Source organism: Rhodococcoides kyotonense, assembly GCF_900188125.1.
Classification (GTDB): Bacteria; Actinomycetota; Actinomycetes; order Mycobacteriales; family Mycobacteriaceae; genus Rhodococcoides; species Rhodococcoides kyotonense.
Map to the genome: position 1 here is coordinate 126,840 of NZ_FZOW01000005.1, position 14,490 is coordinate 141,329.

A 14,490-nucleotide genomic window follows, 5' to 3' on the forward strand; every position below is an offset into this window, starting at 1 on the left:
CGCCTATCGCGAGAAGGAGCCAACTCATGACCGCAACACCCGACACCGCAGTCGGCTTGGACGTCATTCCGGTCGCGGGATACATCGGTGCGCAGATCACCGGAGTCGATCTGCGTGAAGATCTGGACGATGGAACTGTCGCCCAGATTCAGAGCGCTCTGAACGAGTACAAGGTCGTGTTCTTCCGCGACCAACAGATCGGGCACGCCGAACAGGTTGCCTTCGCACGGAGATTCGGCAAGGTGACGCCGGCCCACCCGCACGAGGAGAACCCGCCGGAGGGATTCCCTGAGATTCTGCCGATCGACAGCCGACGGTACGACAAGAATCTGGGTCGCAAGCGGACGTCGTACGACCACAGCTGGCACACCGACGTCACAGCGCTGATCAATCCACCCGCCGCATCGATCCTGCGCGCCGACATCCTCCCGCCGTACGGAGGTGACACTGCGTGGACCAATCTCGTGGCCGCATACGAGAACCTGCCGAAGGAGCTGCGCGCGTTCGTCGACACACTCGACATCAAGCATCGGTTCCAGGCACGCGCCGCCGAAGGAAGCCAACGGGATCGGAAGATCAAGGAAGCCAATCTGGTGTCCTACCACCCGGCTGTTCGGGTGCATCCGTTGACGGGTGAACGTGCGTTGTTCGTCAGCCCAGGATTCACCCGCGGCGCTCGCGAGATCCGAGGATTCACTCCGGATCAAAGTGAGCGACTTCTGAAGCTGCTGTGGGCGGAGGCGACGAAGACCGAGTACACCGTGCGCTTCCAGTGGCAGCCGGGCAGCGTCGCCTTCTGGGACAACCGTGCGACCGCGCATCTCGCGATCGCCGACGCCGGGCACCTGGGCCATGATCGAGTTCTCTACCGCGTCACGTTGGAAGGTGACGTACCCAAGGGCGTCGACGGGCGTGAATCCGAGTCGGTGTCGGGTGAGGCGTTCCTCGGCGCATGAGTCGGTATCTCCGCTTCACCGTGAACCTGATCCCGGGCGCGCTACAGGCCGAGGACGGTTCGCATCCGTTCGTCGATATCGACGACTTCGTCCGCTCGGCGCAACTCGCCGAGCGGGCGAAGCTCGATGCGGTGTTCTTCGCCGATTCGCAGGGCATCCCTCCCGGTGGTAGGGGATTCTCGTACCTCGACCCTCTCGTCGTGTTGCCCGCGCTCGCCAGGGAAACCGAACACGTCGGGCTCGTGGCCACGGCGTCGACGACGTACGGAACCCCGTACGCGCTGGCGCGTGCCATCCTGTCGATCGACCACGTGTCGCACGGACGCGCGGGGTGGAACATCATCACCACGATGGAGCCGACCGTCGCGCGCAATTTCGGTCTGGCCGCCCCACCGGATCGGGACGAGCGCTACCGTCGCGCACACGAATTCGCCGACGTCGTCGTGCAGCTGTGGGATTCGTGGAAGGACGACGTCACGCAGAGATGGGACCTGGATGCCCTCGACCGCGCGCCTATCGACCATCAGGGCGAATTCTATTCGGTCGCAGGGCCGTTGCAGCTGCCGCGCTCACGGCAGGGGAGACCAATTCTCTTCCAAGCGGGCGGATCCCCTCGAGGAATCGACACGGCCGCCGAATTCGCCGACGCAGTCTTCTCGGTCGGCTTGGGCGAGGAATCCTCTCGTGACTATCGCGAACGCCTGAACAAAGAAGCGCGGAACAAGCGAGGTGACTCGGCGTCGGTGCTGGTGCTACCGGGGATCTTCTTCACGATCGGCAGTACCGAACACGAGGTTCGACGCCTGCTCGACGACGCCGAGCATGCACTCGACGGCACGGATGCCTTACACCGATTCGCCGGTCGATTCGGATTGGACCCGCAGACACTCGACCTCGACGGTCCTGTACCCGACGAGGTCGCCGTCACGGACGAGACGACGTCCATCGGATTCGCCCAGGGCGGAATCGATCTGGCACGCAGCAACCCGGAACTGACGTTGCGACGCTTCATCGTTCTGGGCGGGGGAGGACATCGTCGTGTCTTCGGAACGCCGGAGGCAATTGCCGACGACTTGATCGGCTGGGCGGATCGCGGCGCGGTGGACGGCTACACCGTGTTCGTGGAGTCGTTGCCGCAGTCCGCGGAACACATCGTTCCGTTGCTGCAGGCTCGCGGCGTGCATCGCCGTGACTACACGGGAACGACGCTTCGTGACAATTTCGCACAACACACAGGCTGACGGTATTGGAGTCTGCTGGGCGGGCGCCTTCGGCTCACGTGCACGGAAATACATAGCCCGCTATGTATTTTCGTGCACGTGCGCGAAGCGCCTACCGCACGTATCGCTCGAAATGCGCTTGCCGAACGACAGGGGCGAGGCCCCGGACCTGCAGGAACTGCGCGGCCCGTGCGCGTACCGACGTGATCTCGTCGTCGAGCAGACCGACGCCACCTCGCGCGACGACACCGGCGGTGGTGGCGAGGACTGCGATCTCGTTGAGAGTGACTCGCCAGTGTGGATCGGGTAGGGGTGTCCTTACGGCAGATTCCAGTTCGTCACCGAGTCTGACCAGTGACGGCTCTCCCGGATATAGCGTCAGTGCGTCGTCGATAGCCGCGCGAGCGATGCCGTAGGCACCGACGGGAGCCAACTGTGGAAGATCGTCGGGGTTCAACGTGGGATCGATCGAGACCCCGGCCGTGGGTGCAATGGTCGTCATGGATCTCCTCGATTCGATCGTTCACACACGCTACGAACCGTATTTCACGGTCGCGCGCGAACTGACAATAAGAATCTTCGCGATTTCATCGGACCGTGCAGAAATACTTCAACGACGTCGAATCACCCGGCGAAACGTCGGGTAACACAGAATTATTCGCAGAAGCAACGATTTATCGGCGCGTTCGTCCGACCTGCGATCACGATGAATCTATTTATGGAGAAGTGGAACCGAGATGTTTATGGTTCCAGGAATGCCCTTCGGGCGGCCCGATGGCCTATCGAAGGATTTGCATCCATTTCAACCCAATGCCAGAGAGGAAATGCCGTGATCGGCACTAGAACACATCGGCAGGCGCGAGCATGAGCATCTTCACGAACACGCGCCTGACGAAGAAGCTGACCCTTGCAGCGACGGCACTCGTGGCAGCTCCGCTGGTATTGGCCGGCTGCAGCAGTGGTGGCGACGACGGTGTGGTGACCTTCCGCTTCGCGAACTCGCCTACTGCGCTCTCGCTGGTGCGCATCGCAGACGAACTCGGCTACTGGGACGACGCGGGCGTGAAACCTGAGTACGTCGGTCCCGCCACCGCGGTCCCCGCAGTCCAGTTGCTCGACCAGGGCGCGATCGACATCGCCACCGGAATGTTCAACAACGACATCGACGGCAAGGTGAAGGGCTTCGAATTCACCGCCATCGCGTCGAGCATGCTCGATCTGCCCGAAGAACCGCACATGTCGTACTTCACGCAGGCTGGATCGGACATCACCCGCGAGAACTTGAAGGCGATCGAGGGAAAGACCGTCGGGCTGTCCGGTTTCAACAGTTGCACCGACTTGGTGCTCAAGCGTTACCTGCTCAAGAACGGCGTCGATTTGGACAAGGTCAACTTCCTCGAACTGAAGAACGAGTTGATCGCGCCGGCAATCGAGCGCGGTGAAGTGGACCTGGGAGTCTTCCATCCGCCTCTGATCGGCGTTCTGCTGAGTCAGCCGGACAAGTTCACGCAAGCGTTCACCTCCTACGAGGACTGGGGACCGTTGGGCGGCCAGGCACCGTACGTCGCGAGTAACAAGTGGTTGAAGGAGAATCCCGAAGCTGCCCGTGAGTTCGTCGGCGTGATCGCTCGAACTGCCAACTGGGCCAACGCGCATCCGAAGGAATCCGCCGAAATCGCCGGCAAGACAACCGGTTACCCCGTCGAGCAGACCACCAACTGGCACTACGCGCCGAATGCCTTGCTCGACAAAGCAAGCCTTCAGCTGTGGTGGGATCTGGTCGAGGAGGTCGGAAATCCGCTCCCCGGCTCCGAGAACTTGAAGCCGGAGGATATCGCGACCAACGCATTCAACCCCTACGCAACCTCCGCTGACCTCATCGAATCCCAGGAGTTCAACACCTCGATCGTCACCGAGGAGCAGAACGACGGGATCTTAAAGACCCATCTCGTCGACATCGAGGGACTCGAAGAGTGACCACCACCGCCAACGAAGGTGAACCGACATGAGCCAACAACTGCTCGAAGAACAGAGCGTCACGAGTGTTCGAACGCACGCCAAGATCGAGGCCAAGCGCGTCGTCAAGCTGTATCCGACACCGGGATCGAGGCGCGAGACCACCGCGGTACTCGATGACTTCGACCTGCGTATCGAGAGCGGCGAATTTCTGTCGCTGCTCGGTCCGAGTGGCTGCGGGAAATCGACATTCCTGAATATCCTTGCGGGCCTCGAAACCTACAACGGCGGAGCGGTTCTCGTCGACGGCAAACGCGTCGACGGTGTGAACAAGAACGTCGGAGTCGTGTTTCAGGGTTACGCATTGTTCCCGTGGCTCACGGCGCAGAAGAACGTCGAGGTCGGGCTGAAGGTGCGCGGTGTGCCGAAGGCCGAACGTCGCGCCAAAGCAGCCGAAGTGCTCAAGACCGTCGGATTGGAGGCAGCAGCCGATCGACTGCCGCACCAGCTGTCCGGGGGTATGCGTCAGCGCGTGGCGATTGCCCGTGTACTCGCCTACGAACCCGAGATCCTCGTGTTCGACGAGCCGTTCGCGGCTCTCGACGCGCAGACTCGTGAGTTCCTGCAGGGCGAACTGGTCCGGATCTGGGAGTCGGGGGAGACGAAGAAAACAGTCCTCTTCGTCACCCATTCGATCGATGAGGCGGTGTTCCTCTCGGACCGAATTGCAGTGATGACCCGGTCGCCCGGCAAGGTCAAGTCCATCATCGACGTCGATCTGCCTCGCCACCGTGACAATGCGATTCGCAGTTCGGAAGATTTCGTGCACGTGCGGTCACGGGTTGCCCGTGTCCTGGAAGAGGAGGTGGATCTTGGTCACGACGCTCGATGACTCCCGCGGCGAGGAGATCATCACCCCTCCGAAGGGGCCGAACCCTTTCCTCGCGAAGTACGACCGATACATCTACGGAGCAGTCGGTCTCGTCGGATTTCTGGTTCTGTGGTGGGCGATAGTCGATTTCGGCTACGTGTCCGACCTCTACCTGTCCAAGCCCCTCGACGTCTTCACTGCCTTCGTCGACGGCTTGGTCGACGGCACGCTCGCCACGGAGATCTGGCCCAGCGTGCAGCGAGCCTTGATCGGGTTCGTGCTCGCGCTGGTGTCCGGGATCGCGCTCGGAATCCTCGTCGGATCGGTGAAGATATTCCAGAAACTGACCGAGCCGGTGTTGCTGTTCTTCCGCAACCTGTCGCTGCTGGCGCTGCTTCCCGTCTTCGTGGTCTTCCTCGGTATCGGTGAGGAGTCCAAGGTCGCGATCGTCTGGTGGGCGTGCTTCTGGCCGATATTCATCACCGCCGTCGGCGCAGTCTCCAGCGTCGAGCGAATTCTGCTGAACGCCGCACGCACACTGGGTGCGGGCCGTCTCTACATCTTCACCCGCGTCGTGCTTCCTGCCGCGATCCCCGGGATCTTTCCCGGTATCAGATTGGCGGCGTCGAACGCATTCACTGCGCTTGTCGCAGCTGAACTCGTCGGTGGCGCACAAGGAATAGGTATCTACATCAACAACGCAGCATTGCGTTACCAGACGCCGCAGATGTACGCGGGAATTCTCGCACTGGGTCTGATCGGCATTCTGGTGAACGCAGTGATGACCGGCATCGAATGGCGCGTGACCGGATGGCAACGAGGACTCACCAGCAAATGAGATTCAAAGTCCTCGTGGCTCTCGCTGCACTGCTGGTTCCGGGGTTGGTGGCGTGTGGATCGAACGTGCGCGCCGACGAGGGGTCGTCCGGCGCCGATGTACTGAAGGTGTACGTCGGTGTCGGCGACGACCGGGAGGTCTTGCAGTTCGCCGTCGACAATCTTCTTCCCGACACCGTGGGCGTCGAATTGATCGACGCGGACGACGAATCGAACGGGAAGGTGGCTGCAGGTGACGGCGATCTGTCGTACTACCAACACATCCCGGCGTTCGAGGCCGACCAGGAAGAACACGGCTACGACAACCTCAGCATCGTATCGAAGGTCAATGTCGTTCCCTACGGTCTGTATTCGTCGAAATGGAAGGATCTGGCAGACACAGCCGACTGGCTCAACGTCGATCTCATCGACGACCAAGTCACCGGCAGTAGCCTGCCGCACGGGTCCAAGGTGGTTCTGCCCAACACGCCGACCGGCTTCGCGCGCGGACTGTACCTTTTGCAGAGCTCGGGACTGACCCAACTCGATCGGCCTTTCGGCGGTACCGAAGTGCAGGACCTGACGGTGACCGAAGCAAACGTCGTCGATTCGCTGCGTCACCTGTCGTTGCTGCCGCTGGAATACGGCGAATTCATCGACGGGCTGTACGAGAACTACGATGCCGTCGTACTCACTCCCAAGCAAGCGGAGTCCATCGGACTCGAGCCCGACAAGGACGCGCTTGCCGTGGAACCGGGCCCGCAGAACCCGTACGCGCACGTGCTCGTCGCGCCATCACGGCTGGCGGGTGACGAGAGAGTCCTCGAACTCACCCACGCGTTGGAAAGTCCGGACGTGGCCGAATTCCTGAAACAGAACTTCCACGGCGCGAACATTCCCGCCGCCGTGACCGACACCAATTGAACGAAACGAGAGCACGAAAGATGAAGCATCGTATGTTCCGAGCTGGGGCGGTCGTACTGGCGGCTGCTGTCGGTGGGCTCGCGCTCGCCACCCCGGCATCCGCGCACGTTCGGTCCGGTGGGTCACCGCTGCCGCAAGGTGGCTACGGCATCGTCGAACTCGTCGTACCCGGTGAGACGGACGGTGCGTCGACGGTCGGGTTGACGGTAACCATTCCCGACGACGTGAATCTGACTTCTGCCCGGACACAGCCGATCCCGGGCTGGACTGCGAACGCGGAGCGTGAGCAGTCCGGCGGCACCGACCGGGTATCCCGAATCGTCTGGACCGCAACAGATCCCGCGTCCGGATATGGCGTCGGCGAATATCAGGTGTTCTCGTTCTCCGCGGGGCCGTGGCCGGAGGGAGTCGATTCCGTTGCGCTGCCGTCCGATCAGTCGTACACCGACGGTTCGGTCGTCTCCTGGAACGAAGTCGCCGTCGACGAGTCGAGCGAGCCGGAACACCCCGCTCCCGAGGTGGCTCTTGTGGAAGCCGACGCTGGTCACGGTGACGGACACGGGGCTGCGTCGTCGGACAGCGGTTCGGAGCACCACGACGTGGTGGCGACGTCCGACGGCTCGGATCGGGTGTGGCAGACCATTTCCGTGGTGAGCCTGGTACTCGCCGTTGCGGCCGTGGCCGGGCTCGGCTTCGTGTTGCGGCGTGGTCGTGGTGCGGGTTCGTAGTTTCTCGGTCCTGCTGTTCGGAGTTGTCACAGCACTGCTCCTCGGATCGGGATTGGCATCGGCGCATGCGAGTCTGATCTCGACGTCACCGACCACCGGCACACACGTCGACAAAGCACCGAGCGAACTGGTGCTACAGCTGAACGAGCCGGTGACGCTCATCGAGGGATCGGCGCAACTGATCGACGGCGACGGTGGGGTGGCCGAGCTGGCCGAGGTGAGGGTCGACGACGGTCAGCGGCGCATCGTGCTGCTTCCCGCCGAGGAGATTGCGGACGGGGCCTACCTGGCGACCGCGCGGGTGGTGTCGGCGGACACGCATGTGGTGTCGCTGTCGATCCAGTTCACCGTGGGTTCGGTCACCGCGCAAGGATCGTTCGCGACGGACTCGGGCCGAGGTGTCGAGCAGTACTTGAACTATCCCAGTAAGACCCTGGCGTACCTGGGGCTCGTGTTCTCGTCGGGCCTCCTGCTGGCGTCGCTGTGGGTGTGGAGGTCCGCTCCTGGGCTCGTCCGATTTCGGTGGGTGTACCGCATCGGGGCCGGAGCTCTCGCGGCAGGTCTGGCGGGGCGGCTGTTCGTGCTCGTCGCGCAGCAGTCGGGTGGGGTGGATCGCATCTCGTTCGGCAGCGTGCGGACCGTGTCGACGGCTCCCAATGGGGTCGCCATCGCGGTTGCCGTCGTGGTGTCGGTCGTCGCGATCGTCGTTCCTCCTGGCCGAGGGCGTGGTTCGGGTGCGCTGGGAGTTGTCCAGGCTGCTGTCGCGGTAGTGGCGGTGACGCTCGGTGGGCATGGTGGATCGGCGGGTGGGTGGCCGTGGTCGTTCCTCGCGACGGTCCTTCACGTCTACGGGATCACGGTGTGGCTCGGTGGTCTCGCGGTGATGTTGCTCGTGCTGCGCGCAGCACCCCAACTACGTCGGTGGCACGTTGTGGCCGTGGTACACGTCGGGTTGGCGGTCGTCGCGGGTCTAGTGTTGTCCCTCTTGCAGATTCGTCCCATCGGAGCATTGTGGGGGACGGCATACGGGCTCGTGCTGCTGGCCAAAGTGTTCGTCGTGGTGGTCGTCGTAGGACTCGGATATCTGGCCTTCCGGCATTTTCGTCGTCGAACACTGCTTGTGGAAAGTGTTGCAGCGGTGTCTGTTCTGGCGTTGACGTCGGTGTTGTCCACATTGGCGCCCGCGAAGGATGTGTACACCACCGATATCGCGACCACGCTCGACTTCGGCTCGTCCGAGGTGCTGGATATCGGGATCGACTCGATACGGCGTGGACCTCAGCAGCTCACCATCTCCTATCCCTCGACCGATGGATCGGTCTCGGTCAGTGTGGATCTGTCGTCCTCGGCGGCCAACGTCGCTCGGTTGCCCGTCGCGCTCACCGGGGCGACCGACGAGGGCGGCGACCTCGTGTGGCGCAGCGACGGTCTCATCGTCCCTGCGCCCGGGGAGTGGAAGGTGACCGTACGGTTCGACGGCTCCCATGGGCCGAAGGTGGCGTCGTTCTACTACGACGCCCTGTGATGCTGCACAGCCGCACTTTCCTTCTCGATGATCGGAATGGTTTCGCACCGGCCGAGATTGGGCGAGACTCGTCGAGGTGACAGTGGTGATCATCTCGATGCGCCACTGATGACGTCGTCGATCCGGGCGGGGTGAGACACCATCGGATACACGAAGGAATGGACAACAGATGAGTTACCGCACGCTGGGCAAGACCGGAGTCAAAGTCAGTCAGCTGACGCTCGGCGCGATGAACTTCGGTTCACGATCCGGAGCCCTGAGTGACCACGACGAAGCAATTTCGATCATCCACCACGCGTTCGATTCCGGTATCAACATCGTCGATACTGCGGACTCGTACTCGCAGGGGGAGAGCGAGGAGATCGTCGGCAAGGCGATCAAGGGACGTCGTGACGACGTCATTCTCGCCACCAAGTTCCACAGCCAGTGGAGCGACGGCATCAACACTCGCGGCAGCTCGCGCCGCTGGATCTTCCAGGAGGTCGAGAATTCGCTACGTCGCCTGGACACCGACTACATCGATCTGTACCAGCAGCACAAGCCCGACCCCGAGGTCGACATCAGCGAAACCGTTTGCGCACTCGATGATTTGGTGCGTCAGGGCAAGATCCGCTACTACGGAACGACGACGAACGAACCGCACCTTCTCGTCGAGGCGCAGTGGGCCGCGGCACGTGACGGTCGCAGCAAGCCGGCCACCGAGCAGGCGCCGTACTCGATTCTCGCTCGCGGAGCCGAGCGCGCAGTGTTCCCTGTCGCCCAGAAGTACGACCTCGGTGTGCTCACCTGGAGTCCGCTTGCGGGCGGATGGCTTTCGGGTCGGCACGTCGAGGGAAGCGAAGCTCCGGCTTCGGCTCGCGCCGCACGTATTCCGGCCCGCCACGACCCCGCGCTGCCGATCAACCGCACCAAGCGCGAACTGGCGATCAAGCTCGGCGACATCGCACGTGATGCCGGACTGGCGCTGCCCGAGTTGGCGGTCGCGTTCGTGCTGAACCACCCGGCCGTGTCCAGCGTCCTCGTCGGCCCTCGGACTCGCCAGCACCTCGACAGTCTCCTCGCCGTCCCGGAGATCGTGCTCGACGAGTCGATCCTCGATGCCGTCGACGAGGTCGTGCCTCCAGGTATCACCGTCAACCGCGCCGACGAGGGATGGATCCCGCCCTGGCTGACGAGCGATAAAGAAGGACGTCGACGCGTCCGTCCTTACCGCCCGACTGCGGTTCTCGCCGGCGCCTGACTCGCGCCTTCCATCGAATTCACCGACCACTCCAGGAGTTTCGAATGTCCACGTCTCTCATCGCGGATGCGCCACTGACCGACGACGAACTGCTCGATCGGTTTCGGCCGATCTTCGAGCGCATCGCCGAGGGCGCGCTGGAACGAGAAAAAGTTCGACGCGTCCCGATCGAGGAAGCGACGTGGTTGCGCGACAGTGGTTTCGGCGCGATCCGTGTGCCACGCGAATTCGGCGGGCTCGGCGCGACTCAGCGACAGTTGTTCACGCTTCTCATCGAACTCGGTGCGGCCGAATCGAATTTGGTGCAGGCGCTACGTGTCCACTTCCGATTCACCGAAGACCGACTCCGAGAACGGGACACCGAGCGTGGACAGTTCTGGCTTCGGAGAATCGCCGACGGCGCGATCGTCGGTAATGCAAGCAGCGAGCGCGAGGGCAACGTCCGCGGACGGACGAATACGACGTTGCGTGCGAATGGCGATACCTTCCTGCTCAACGGCACCAAGTACTACAGCACGGGAAGCCTGTACGCGGACTACATTTCGGTTGCCGTCACCGACGACGACGGTCAGCGCGTCACCGCGTTGGTCCGCAGTGACGCGCCAGGGCTCCGCTTGATCGACGACTACTCCGGCTTCGGCCAGCGCACGAGCGGAAGTGGTACGACGATCTTGACCGACGTCGTCGTACAACCCCAGGACATCATCGGTCGACAGGAAGTTCAGGGCGGTCAACTCGCCGGCTTGCAGTTGACCCACCTGGCCGCTCTGTCGGGGATCGTGCGTGCTGCGGTCGACGAGACGGCGGAGTTCGTTCGGCGCAGGCGTCGCTCGTACAGTCAGGGCAATGCGGATCTGCCGCGCGAAGACCCCCAGGTACAACAAGTCATCGGCCGGGTCGATGCCGTCGCGTATGCCACCAAGCAGATCGTGCTGGGTGCTGTCGGCGAACTCGATGCGGCGACCGACGCACGATTCGCGCTGCGCGTCACGGCACCGGAGGACAGGACTCCCGAAGCCGAAGCAGCAGTGAAGAAACTGGAGTTGGCCGCCGAACTCGGGGCCTACCGAGCACAGACGACAGTGATCGACCTTGCGCTCCGAGCCACCGCGGAGGTCTTCGAGGTCGGCGGATCCTCGGCGCTGGACGAGAGCCTCCACCTCGATCGGCACTGGCGAAACGCCCGCACCTTGTCGTCGCATAATCCGGCTATCTACCGTGAGAGAGGGATCGGCGACTTCGTGTTGAACGGCACCGAACCAGTGCATGTCCCGTCCGTCGGCATCGCTCCAGCCTTGGCCGAACCGGGCGCGGCGCTCGCTACACCGTGAATCTTCCGCCATTGCTCAGCAGAACCGCGCCGATCACGTTCGCGGCACCGTCCGACGCGAGATAGGCGATGTTGTCGGCCAGCTCCTCGGCGGTGGCGTAACCCCGAAAACCGTTCTGCGTCATTGCCGCTCGCAGACGCTCCGGGGTCCGTTGTGCCATTCCGGTGTCGACGGGCCCCGGCGCGACGGTGTTCACGCGAATGCCGAAGGGGGCCACTTCCTTGGCCACCGCTTGGCTGAGAGCGTGAACACCGGCTTTCGACGCGGCGTAGTGGGGATAGCCGGTGAGTGTGTCGAACGCGGAGGATGAACCGACCGTCACGATCACACCGGCTCGGTTCGGTTTCATCACCCGGACCGCTTCCCGAAGCACGTGGAATGTGCCGTCGAGATTGACGTTCATGATGCGGCGCCAATCCTCGTCGTCCAGATGCGTCAACACGTCGACGGGTTCGCCTCGGTCGGCGGCGTCGTAGGTTCGTTGCTTGCTCTTGGGATCGTCGATCCCGGCGGCATGAACGACGACATCCAGTGTGCCGTGCGCGGCGAGAACATCGGTGAACATATCCCTGACGCCCGTAGAATCGCCGACGTCGAGGGCTACTGCATGTCCGACGCGAAGGGAGTCGGCTGCTCGTGTCGCAGCGCCGAAATCGATGTCGCACAGAAACACTGACGCAGCGCCGCGTTCGGCGAACAGCCGGGCAGTGGCAGCGCCGATTCCGGAACCTGCGCCGGTAACGACGACGACTTTTCCGTCGAACTGCATGTCCGGGCCGGTCACTGGAACACCGCTTCCAGCTCGTCGCGGTACTTCGCTGCACCGTCGCCGGTGGTGACATCGGGATTCTGATCAGCGACGTCTTGGGCGACCGCGATGGACCCGTCGATTCCGGGGAGCGCTGCTCCGTACCCGACCGACGTCGCTTCTTGTCCTTCGCGCGTGACCATGAAATCCGCCAGCACTTGTGCGGCATTCGGGTGCGGGGCCGAACCGAGCGCGAGGCCGTACCACCGGGCTCCCCAGATGTGCTCGCCGGCAAACCATTCCACGGGAGCACCGGATTCCTTGGCCGGCAGCATCGGATCGGACATCAAGCCGACGCTGATCTCACCCGACGTGAGAGCTTGCCCGAGAGGCTGATTGCTCGGATAGATGCGGGGATCCAACGCGGCGATCGATTCGAGGAACTGTCTGCCGCCGTAGTGGTCCTCCAGATGCGCGTAATAGTCGAGATAGGTCGGCGACGTGCTCGGGCTGACGATGCCGATCTTGCCCGCGAGCGCCGGATTCAGAAAGTCGTCGGCGGACTGTATTCCGCCGGGCACAAGGTCTGTGTTCCAACCGAAACCGAGAACGACGGCTCCCTCGAGGAAGAAACGGTCGGCGACGACGCTGGTCTCCCGGTCGTAGTCCGAATTGTCGAAACTGGGTCCGATGATATCGACTGCTGCGTCCGAATCTTCGTTGGCGTCCATCCACGTCACGTCGGTGATGACTGCTACGTCGCCGATTCCGCGGCCGGAACGTCCTTCGGCGTCCATCTTCGACAACAGATCGGCGTCGACGCCGCGTACGACTTCGAGGTCGATTGCCGGGTAGCGCGATTCGAATGCAGCTTCGAGCGCCGCGAGCCGCGGTGCGGCCTGCGTCGAATACAACGTGACGGCGCCCTCGGCGTTGGCGGCGGCAACGACGTCGTCCCACGAGCCGTCGACCGGCTGCGCAGGTCCGGCTGAGCTACTGCTACAGGCAGTCAGAGCAAGCGCAGCAGATGCGACGAATAGTGTCGCGCGGGTCATGAATTGGTTCGGCATGGAGGGTGTTCCGTTCATAGTCGGCACAGTGTCTTTCCTGTGGTGTCCCCGTCGAGCATCGAGATGAGTGCGACCGGGGCTTGCTCGAGTCCGTCGAACACGGATTCCTCGTAGATCAGCCTGCCGTCCTGTAGATACCCGCCGACGAGCGTGCGCATGTCGTCGTACAGGTGGTCGTAGGAGCCGGCCCGAAAGCCTTCCAGTCGCAGGCTCTTTGCAGTGATCTGGAACAGATTCGACGGCATCGCCGTACTGGATCCGTACGTCGAGACAGCGCCGCACATCGCGACGCGGCCGCCTGGGCGCAGGTGGTCGAGGGCCGCGGCGAAATGAGAACCACCGACGTTGTCGAAATACGCGTCGATTCCATCCGGCGCCGCATCGGCGAGAAGTGCTCCGATGTCGCCGTCGTGATAGTCGAAAGCGGCTGTCGCGCCGAGTGAATCACGCAGAAACTGCACCTTGTCTGCATTGCCCGCCGAGGCGACCACCGTGCAGCCGTGCAATCCGGCGAGTTGTGTAGCAATGCTGCCCACTGCGCCTGCTGCTGCCGAAACCCACACGGTATCCGATGGTTTCAGGTCGAGGATCTCGAACAGGCCGACGTAGGCCGTCAGCCCGGAGCTCCCGAGTGGCCCGAGGAACCACTGCGGTGGGAACGATCCGGCATCGATCTTCGTGAGCGTTCCCGCGCCGCCGAGGCCGCCTGCAGCACTGTTCACTACTGCGTAGTCGCGATATCCGCTCATGTGAGACACAGTGTCGCCGAACTCGAAACCGGCGTCCCTGGAATCCATGACAACGCCGAGAGCAAGTCCTGCCAAGGGTTCGCCGGGCTGGATCGGTGGTAGGTAGCCTGCCGGTGCGTTCGAGCCCAGCCGGAGCCGGATGGACGGGTCGATGGACAGCCATGTGTTGCGAACAAGTACCTCACCGTCCTGCAGTGGGCCGAGTTCGTCGTTGCGGACGGTGAAGTGGTGCGTCTCCATGGTGTCGGGCGGCGAGGACACGAGGCAGATCGTTCTGGATTTCACAGCGTGTGGAACCTCCAAGGCGAGGCACTGAGTAGTGATTCGATACGAGTTCAGTTCGACGATCGACCCGA

At 62.9% G+C, this 14,490-nt stretch carries 14 protein-coding genes; 10 read left to right on the plus strand and 4 right to left on the minus strand.

Translation table 11 applies throughout. The features are described 5' to 3' along the window. Window positions 1-26 precede the first annotated feature (26 nt). Together CHB96_RS10235 and CHB96_RS10240 are read left to right on the plus strand one after the other, a co-directional pair. Entirely contained in the window at window positions 27-956 is a 930-nt protein-coding gene (locus CHB96_RS10235) for a TauD/TfdA dioxygenase family protein (RefSeq protein WP_089245726.1), read from the plus strand. After that, a complete protein-coding gene (locus tag CHB96_RS10240; RefSeq protein ID WP_089245728.1) occupies window positions 953-2,197 on the plus strand; it encodes an NtaA/DmoA family FMN-dependent monooxygenase in 1,245 nt (414 codons plus the stop codon). The genes CHB96_RS10235 and CHB96_RS10240 overlap by 4 nt, the downstream gene beginning before the upstream one ends. Before the next feature lie 91 nt (window positions 2,198-2,288). Here CHB96_RS10240 and CHB96_RS10245 read toward each other — a convergent pair whose 3' ends face one another. Further along, a complete protein-coding gene (locus CHB96_RS10245) occupies window positions 2,289-2,678 on the minus strand; it encodes a hypothetical protein (RefSeq protein WP_089245730.1) in 390 nt (129 codons plus the stop codon). Window positions 2,679-3,040: 362 nt separating this feature from the next. Between CHB96_RS10245 and CHB96_RS10250 the strand changes: the two genes are divergently transcribed. The 8 genes from CHB96_RS10250 (at window position 3,041) to CHB96_RS10285 (ending at window position 11,567) form a co-directional block, all read left to right on the plus strand. Then, window positions 3,041-4,153 carry an ABC transporter substrate-binding protein gene (locus tag CHB96_RS10250; RefSeq protein WP_089245732.1) on the plus strand — a complete coding sequence of 371 codons (1,113 nt, stop codon included), beginning with the start codon at window positions 3,041-3,043 and terminating at the stop codon, window positions 4,151-4,153. A 28-nt stretch (window positions 4,154-4,181) separates the two neighbouring features. Further along, window positions 4,182-5,024, plus strand: a complete 843-nt coding sequence (locus tag CHB96_RS10255) for an ABC transporter ATP-binding protein (protein WP_089245734.1) — start codon at window positions 4,182-4,184, stop codon at window positions 5,022-5,024. Further along, window positions 5,005-5,841 (plus strand): ABC transporter permease, encoded by an 837-nt coding sequence (locus CHB96_RS10260; protein WP_089245736.1) that lies wholly within the window; start codon window positions 5,005-5,007, stop codon window positions 5,839-5,841. The genes CHB96_RS10255 and CHB96_RS10260 overlap by 20 nt, the downstream gene beginning before the upstream one ends. Further along, on the plus strand, window positions 5,838-6,743 hold the full coding sequence (locus CHB96_RS10265) for a MetQ/NlpA family ABC transporter substrate-binding protein (RefSeq protein WP_089245738.1): 906 nt from the start codon (window positions 5,838-5,840) through the stop codon (window positions 6,741-6,743). The genes CHB96_RS10260 and CHB96_RS10265 overlap by 4 nt, the downstream gene beginning before the upstream one ends. 20 nt (window positions 6,744-6,763) lie before the next feature. Continuing rightward, window positions 6,764-7,471, plus strand: a complete 708-nt coding sequence (locus CHB96_RS10270) for a YcnI family copper-binding membrane protein (protein ID WP_089245740.1) — start codon at window positions 6,764-6,766, stop codon at window positions 7,469-7,471. Then, entirely contained in the window at window positions 7,455-8,996 is a 1,542-nt protein-coding gene (locus tag CHB96_RS10275; RefSeq protein WP_089246149.1) for a copper resistance CopC/CopD family protein, read from the plus strand. The genes CHB96_RS10270 and CHB96_RS10275 overlap by 17 nt, the downstream gene beginning before the upstream one ends. 169 nt (window positions 8,997-9,165) lie before the next feature. Next, window positions 9,166-10,236 (plus strand): aldo/keto reductase, encoded by a 1,071-nt coding sequence (locus CHB96_RS10280; RefSeq protein WP_089245742.1) that lies wholly within the window; start codon window positions 9,166-9,168, stop codon window positions 10,234-10,236. 44 nt (window positions 10,237-10,280) lie between these two features. Continuing rightward, on the plus strand, window positions 10,281-11,567 hold the full coding sequence (locus CHB96_RS10285; protein ID WP_089245744.1) for an acyl-CoA dehydrogenase family protein: 1,287 nt from the start codon (window positions 10,281-10,283) through the stop codon (window positions 11,565-11,567). On the opposite strand, the gene CHB96_RS10290 is transcribed toward CHB96_RS10285, so the two are convergent. From CHB96_RS10290 to CHB96_RS10300, 3 genes are read right to left on the minus strand one after another with little or no spacing between them, the layout of a single operon-like run. Then, window positions 11,557-12,351 (minus strand): SDR family NAD(P)-dependent oxidoreductase, encoded by a 795-nt coding sequence (locus CHB96_RS10290; protein ID WP_245865432.1) that lies wholly within the window; start codon window positions 12,349-12,351, stop codon window positions 11,557-11,559. The two genes, CHB96_RS10285 and CHB96_RS10290, sit on opposite strands and share 11 nt — an antisense overlap. Then, a complete protein-coding gene (locus CHB96_RS10295) occupies window positions 12,348-13,403 on the minus strand; it encodes an ABC transporter substrate-binding protein (protein WP_245865433.1) in 1,056 nt (351 codons plus the stop codon). The genes CHB96_RS10290 and CHB96_RS10295 overlap by 4 nt, the downstream gene beginning before the upstream one ends. Beyond that, window positions 13,400-14,419 (minus strand): NADP-dependent oxidoreductase, encoded by a 1,020-nt coding sequence (locus CHB96_RS10300; protein ID WP_245865435.1) that lies wholly within the window; start codon window positions 14,417-14,419, stop codon window positions 13,400-13,402. Before CHB96_RS10300 ends, CHB96_RS10295 begins: the two co-directional genes overlap by 4 nt. Window positions 14,420-14,490: the final 71 nt, after the last annotated feature.